Genomic DNA, 4,425 nt, shown 5'->3' with positions numbered 1-4,425 from the left:
GGGCGGGGCCGCCTCGGGGGACGCCGGGCCCTTGCCGCGGCCTCGGAACCTCATGGGCGCGACCGCCTCCCTGTCTCGAGGGTGTTCCCTGTCTCGAGCGTGCTCATCGCCGTCCCCCGCAGCCGGGCGACGGCGCCCGGGAGCTCGGCGAGGAACCGGTCGACGTCCGCCGTGCGGGCGCCGCGCGGCAGCGATACCCGGACGTTCCCATGGGTGATCACTCGCATCGCCTCCAGCACGTGACTGGGACGCAGCGTATCCGCCGTGCACGAACTGCCGGACGAAACCGCGAAACCCAGCCGGTCGAGTTCGGTCAGCAGCGCCTCGCCCTCCACGTAGAGGCACGAGAACGTCACCAGGTGCGGCAGGCGCCGGACCGGGTCGCCGACGACCTCGACGTCGGGGATCCTCCGCGGGACCTCGGCGCGGATGCGGTCCACGAGCGCGGTGAGGCGCGGCGCGTCGGCGGCCATGTCCGCACGGTACGCCTCCAGCGCCGCGGCCGCCGCCACGATGCCCGGCACGTTCTCGAACCCGGGCACGCGGCGCCGCTCCCGCTCGTCGTCGGGCAGCGGGGAGCGCCACCGGGTGCCCTTCCGGACGGCGAGGACGCCGACCCCGGCCGGGCCGCCCCACTTGTGCGCGCTGCCGGCCAGGAACGACCAGCCGCCCGGGACGTCCGCCCGCCCGAGGGACTGCGCGGCGTCGACGAACAGCGGCACGCCCGCCGCGCGGCAGGACTCGGTGGCCTCCGCCACCGGCTGGACGGTGCCGACCTCGTGGTTGGCCGACTGCAGGCAGGCGAGCGCGGTGTCGGGGCGCAGCGCGGCGGCGAACTCCGCCGGGTCCACCCGGCCGGTCCGGTCGACCCCGACGATCGTCACCTCGCCGCCGTCGCGCTCGTGCATCTCCGCCGCGTGCAGCACGCTGGAGTGCTCCACGGCGCTGACGACCAGGTGGCGCCCGACGCGGCGGCGCGCCCGCAGCCCGCCGAGGACCGCCAGGTGCACCGCCTGGGTGCCCGACGTGGTGAACGACAGCTCGTCCGCGCGGACGCCGAGGACCGCGGCGACGCGCTCGCGCGCCCGGTCCAGCACCACGCGGGTCCCCCTGGCCGTGCCGTACAGGCGCGCGGGGTCGGCCCAGGCCGCGTCCATGGTCTCCAGCAGCGCCGACCTGGCCGCCGGGTGCGGCGGCTCGGTGGACGCGGCGTCGAAGTAGGCGCCCGGAATGCTCGGTTCGGCCACGCAAGAACACTAACCGGGCACCCGATCGGGGGGGTGCGCGACCCTCGCGCTAGTGTGTCCACCACACGTGTAACAACTGATCTCTCCGCCCGGCCGACCGGGCTTTCACCGTGGGGAAGGCATTCCGTGAGTCCGACCCGCTCTAGGGAGCGGCGTACGCCTGTGCGCAGTCGCCGCGCATTGAGAAGCGCCGGTGCGCTGGGGCTGCTGGCGATGTCCGCCACCGCCTGCAGCGGCAGCCGCCTTGGCATGCCCGAGCCGATCAGCATCCAGGGCGAGCGCATGCTGCAACTGTGGCAGGGCTCCTGGATCGCGGCGTTCGCGGTCGGGGCCCTCGTCTGGGGACTGATCATCTGGGCGGTGCTGTTCCACCGCAAGCGCTCCGACGACCTGCCGCCGCAGGTCCGCTACAACCTGCCGATCGAGATCCTCTACACGGCGGTCCCGTTCGTCATCATCGCGGTCCTGTTCTACTTCACCGCGCGCGACCAGAACTTCGTCGAGTCGACCAGCGACACCCCCGACGTGGTCGTCGACGTCACCGGGTTCCAGTGGAGCTGGCAGTTCGACTACAAGGAGAAGGACGCCTCCGGCAAGGAGCGGACCGTCGCCTCCGTCACGGGCGTTCCCGTGGCGCCGAACGGCCCCGCCCCCGGCAAGCCCGTGATGACGATCCCCTCGGGGGAGACGGTCCGCGTGCGGCTCCACTCCAATGACGTCATCCACTCGTTCTGGGTCCCGGCGCTGATCTACAAGAAGGACGTCATGCCGGGCTTCGTCAACCAGTTCGAGTTCACGGCCACCAAGAACGGCACCTACGAGGGCCGCTGCGCCGAGCTCTGCGGCGTCGACCACAGCCGGATGCTGTTCCAGCTGAAGGTCGTGTCCCCCGAGCAGTACGACAAGTTCATCGCCGACTCCAAGGCCGCCCTGGCCGCGGGAGGTGCCCAGTGACCACGACCAGTCACGCACCGAGCGCACCGATCGCCGCGCCGCGGACGAGCAAGGGGCGGATCCTCGCCTCCTGGCTCTCGTCCACCGACCACAAGGTGATCGGCTACCTCTACCTGATCACGTCGTTCTTCATGTTCCTGTTCGGCGGCGTGCTCGCGCTCGTGATGCGCGCCGAGCTGTACGAGCCCGGTCTCCAGGTCATCAGCAACGAGCAGTTCAACCAGATGTTCACGATGCACGGCACGATCATGCTGCTGATGTTCGCGACGCCGCTGTTCGCCGGCTTCGCCAACGTCATCATGCCGCTGCAGATCGGGTCGCCCGACGTGGCGTTCCCCCGGCTGAACATGCTGGCGTACTGGCTGTTCCTGTTCGGCAGCCTCATCGTCATCGCGGGCTTCCTCACCCCGAACGGCGCGGCCAGCTTCGGCTGGTTCGCCTACGCCCCCCTCTCGGACGAGGTGCGCTCCCCGGGCGTCGGCGGCGACCTGTGGGTGATGGGCCTGGCGATGTCGGGCTTCGGCACCATCATGGGCGCGGTCAACTTCATCACCACGATCCTGTGCATGCGGGCGCCGGGGATGACGATGTTCCGGATGCCGATCTTCACCTGGAACATCTTCCTGACCTCCGTCCTGGTCCTGCTGGCGTTCCCGGTCCTCGCCGCCGCGCTGCTGGCCCTGGAGGCCGACCGCAAGCTCGGGGCGCACATCTTCGACGCCTCGCACGGCGGTGCGCTGCTCTGGCAGCACCTGTTCTGGTTCTTCGGGCATCCGGAGGTCTACATCATCGCCTTGCCCTTCTTCGGCATCGTGACGGAGATCCTCCCGGTGTTCAGCCGCAAGCCGGTGTTCGGCTACGTCGGCCTGGTCTTCGCGACCATCAGCATCGCCGGGCTGTCGATGACCGTGTGGGCGCACCACATGTTCGTGACCGGCCAGGTCCTGCTGCCGTTCTTCTCGTTCATGTCGTTCCTCATCGCCGTACCGACGGGCATCAAGTTCTTCAACTGGGTGGGGACGATCTGGCGAGGGCAGTTGACGTTCGAGTCGCCGATGCTGTGGTCGCTGGGCTTCCTGGTGACGTTCCTGTTCGGCGGGCTCACCGGCGTCATCCTGGCGTCGCCCCCGATGGACTTCCAGCTCTCGGACTCCTACTTCGTGGTGGCGCACTTCCACTACGTCGTCTTCGGCACCGTGGTGTTCGCGATGTTCGCGGGCTTCTACTTCTGGTGGCCGAAGTGGACCGGCAAGATGCTGAACGACCGGCTCGGCCACGTCCACTTCTGGCTGCTGTTCATCGGCTTCCACGGCACGTTCCTCGTCCAGCACTGGCTGGGCGCCGCGGGAATGCCGCGCCGGTACGCCGACTACGCCGCGGAGTTCCACACGCTGAACGAGATCTCCACGATCTTCTCGTTCCTGCTCGGCGCCTCGATGCTGCCGTTCTTCTACAACGTGTACATCACGTGGAAGCGGGGCAAGCGGGTGGAGGTCGACGACCCGTGGGGCTACGGCGGCTCGCTGGAATGGGCGACGTCGTGCCCGCCGCCGCGGCACAACTTCAACTTCATTCCGAAGATCCGTTCTGAGCGGCCGGCGTTCGACCTGCACCACCCGCACGTGGGTGCCCAGGGCGAACTCGCCGGGGCGAAGGGAGAGTAGCCGATGCGCGTCCAGGCGTTCATGTTCTACGGGACCGCGCTCTTCTTCCTCGCCACCGACGTCGTGTACTGGCTCTGGTCCAAGGACTGGACCGGCACCACGGCGCTGGGGCTGGCCGTCGGCCTCGCCGGGCTCATCGGGTTCTACGCCCACTTCACGATCCGGCGCCTTGAGCGGGCCAACGACGGGCCGCTCTACGAGGACGACCCGCAGGGCGACATCGCGGACGCGGCGGGCGAGGTGGGCTTCTTCAGCCCGCACAGCTGGTGGCCGCTGTACATCGGGCTGTCGGCCGCGACCGTCTCGCTCGGCATCGTGTTCGGCTGGTGGCTGTTCATGTTCGGCCTGGCCGCCGCGCTCCTGTCGACGATCGGTCTGGTCTTCGAGTACTACCGGGGTCATTTCGCCCACTAGTCGGTAAAAGAACCCCAGGAGGGGCCGGTATCCGCATTTCGCGGGTACCGGCCCTTTCACATACTGGGCACCGTTCCAGCGACCGGGCTGGGCAGGCGGGTCGATCGCCCAGTGGGGACGACCGGGGGGTCCACATGCGGGTGGGT

4 protein-coding genes are annotated in these 4,425 nt (G+C 69.4%); 3 read left to right on the top strand and 1 reads right to left on the bottom strand.

What is annotated here, in order from left to right:
* Window positions 1-50: 50 nt before the first annotated feature.
* Entirely contained in the window at window positions 51-1,247 is a 1,197-nt protein-coding gene (locus E1266_RS35905; protein ID WP_132054848.1) for a cysteine desulfurase family protein, read from the bottom strand.
* A gap of 180 nt (window positions 1,248-1,427) precedes the next feature.
* Here E1266_RS35905 and coxB point away from each other — a divergent pair, with 180 nt between their 5' ends.
* Genes coxB through E1266_RS35890 form a run of 3 tightly spaced genes read left to right on the top strand, consistent with a single transcriptional unit; the run spans window position 1,428 to window position 4,279 of the window.
* Window positions 1,428-2,201, top strand: coding sequence for a cytochrome c oxidase subunit II (gene coxB / locus E1266_RS35900; RefSeq protein WP_243719310.1), 774 nt, complete (start codon window positions 1,428-1,430; stop codon window positions 2,199-2,201).
* Window positions 2,198-3,865 (top strand): cytochrome c oxidase subunit I, encoded by a 1,668-nt coding sequence (gene ctaD, locus E1266_RS35895; RefSeq protein ID WP_132054844.1) that lies wholly within the window; start codon window positions 2,198-2,200, stop codon window positions 3,863-3,865. The genes coxB and ctaD overlap by 4 nt, the downstream gene beginning before the upstream one ends.
* Window positions 3,866-3,868: 3 nt before the next feature.
* The gene (locus E1266_RS35890; protein ID WP_132054842.1) at window positions 3,869-4,279 is read left to right on the top strand and encodes a cytochrome c oxidase subunit 4; all 411 of its coding nucleotides are present in this window, start codon (window positions 3,869-3,871) and stop codon (window positions 4,277-4,279) included.
* The last annotated feature ends 146 nt before the right edge of the window (window positions 4,280-4,425 follow it).

Origin of the sequence: Actinomadura sp. 7K534 (genome assembly GCF_004348575.1) — a bacterium.
GTDB classification, from domain to species: domain Bacteria; phylum Actinomycetota; class Actinomycetes; order Streptosporangiales; family Streptosporangiaceae; genus Spirillospora; species Spirillospora livida.
This window is presented reverse-complemented; position numbering and strand designations above follow the sequence as displayed.

Bases quoted from the DNA above. Each gene is read 5' to 3' on its own strand.
- E1266_RS35890 (WP_132054842.1), top strand. From the start codon at position 3,869: ATGCGCGTCCAGGCGTTCATGTTCTACGGGACCGCGCTCTTCTTCCTC.